Annotated in this window: 1 protein-coding gene and 1 pseudogene; both read right to left on the bottom strand. The window is 68.3% G+C overall.

Going from position 1 to position 1,703, the window contains the following annotated elements; all coding sequences use genetic code 11:
• Positions 1 to 365: 365 nt before the first annotated feature.
• Positions 366 to 1,519 (bottom strand): annotated as a pseudogene (locus GUY60_RS37430) (IS110 family RNA-guided transposase); the annotation flags it as partial.
• Positions 1,520 to 1,703, bottom strand: a 184-nt coding sequence (locus tag GUY60_RS40025; RefSeq protein WP_376771366.1) for a hypothetical protein, incomplete at its 5' end; no start/stop codon positions are given.

Raw genomic sequence — 1,703 nt, 5'->3', positions numbered from 1 at the left:
CCACACCCCACCCACCGACGCAGTCTCCGCCCGCACCCACCTCTTCGCCCTCGCCCAACGCACCTGACCGCGCCGCCCGTCGCGCGAGCCGCAGGCAAGCGCCAAAGGGCACATGGGTCGGCTGCTGAGGCACCGACGGCCTCGCCCGGTGACCGTCCCGGTCGATGTCGGATCTGGATGCCAAACGCCCCGACGTATGATCGCTCCGGGGCGTCGTGGCCGGTGCCCCGACAGGATTCGAACCTGCGACACCCGCTTTGAGTTCGCGCTGGATCCCACACCCCCAACGACGAGGCCGAAGACCGGACACCGCGCGCCGCCGTGCAGCGCCGTACCGCAGCAAGCCATCTCAGGCGCTCAGCGTGTCAAGCGGCTGCGGCGAGGGCAGGCGGGAAGGCCGTGTTCTCTTCGAACAGAGTGTGGTGCTGGAGGCAGTAGTAGAGCTGGCCGAGCATGCGGTTGAAGAGGTTGCGCTGGGCCGCGGCGTGCCAGTCGCTGTGGTCATCTCGGCGGCGTCGGTAGTGGGCGTTGGCGCCGGGCGAAGCGGTGATGGAGGCGAAGGCCCAAGGTAGCCGGCGTGGTTGAGCCGGTCGTTCTTGACCCACCTGCGGGTGATGCGCGACTTCTTGCCGGAGGCCCTGGTGATGGGCGAGGCGCCGGCGTATGCCTTGAGGCCGCGGGCGTCGGCGAAGCGGGTCTTGTCGTCTCCGATTTCGGCGAGCACCCGGGCGCCGAGCTGGACGCCGAGGCCGGGGAAGCTGAGGATGATCTCAGCGTCCGGGTGCTGAGGGAATACCTCTTCGACCGCCTCGGCGAGGTCGTCGGCAGCGGTGCAGGCGGCCTCCAACTGGACCAGGAGGGCGAGCATCTGCTTGCCCAGTGCGTCCTCGACCAGCGGCGGCTGGTGGGCGTAGTCGGCGCGGAAGACGTCCCGGAGCCGTTCGGCCTCGGCCGTGCCGCGCTTGCGGCCGGCCCGCTTGAGGGCGGCTTCCAGCTGCGTGCGGGTTAGCTTCGCGGCCCGGGTGGGCGTCGGTGCCGCCTTCAGAAGCTCTCGGGCCTCGGGTCGGCACAGGCCGTTGCGCCAGGGATCGATGGCCGCCAAGGCGGCCGGGTAGTACTCCCGCAGCAGGGAACGGAGTTGGTTGGACAGTTGCTGCCGGTTCCAGAGGGAGTCCTGCTGAGCGCGGGCGAGGACGGCGACGGCCCGGCCGAGGTCGCTGTCGTTGGGCAATGGCCTGTGGGCGTGCATGTCGGTGCGCAGGATGTTCGCGAGGACCAGGGCGTCGCCGGGGTCGGACTTCTTGCGCGAGACGGAGTGCCGGTCGCGGTAGCGGGCAGCGGCCATCGGGTTGGTGGCGAACACCTGCCGCTTGCCAGTCCGCAGCACCGCCACGAGCAGGCCCCGCGAGGTCTCGATCGCGACCGGAATCGGGTTCTCCTCGCTGTCGCCGAACTCGACAAGCAAGTCCAGCAGGATCTTGTAGCCCACGGCGTCGTCGGTGATGTGCCGCTTGGCCAGTCACAGGCACCCTGATTTGCAACAGGTTTGCAATGAGTGGTGCTGACCGGCAATTTTGCAGGTGAGTGTGGGTGTGATTGCGGATTCGCGAATGTGCAGTTGTGGGCAGGTGCGGGTGGCTGCGGCAGTCCACTTGCTGACTACTTGCTGACTTTTCTGACGAGATGTCAGATTGCCTGTCAGG

It is taken from the genome of Streptomyces boluensis, from assembly GCF_009908195.1.
Classification (GTDB): domain Bacteria; phylum Actinomycetota; class Actinomycetes; order Streptomycetales; family Streptomycetaceae; genus Streptomyces; species Streptomyces boluensis.
Note: the sequence above shows the minus strand (reverse complement) of the source record. Positions and strands in the feature narration are given on the sequence as shown.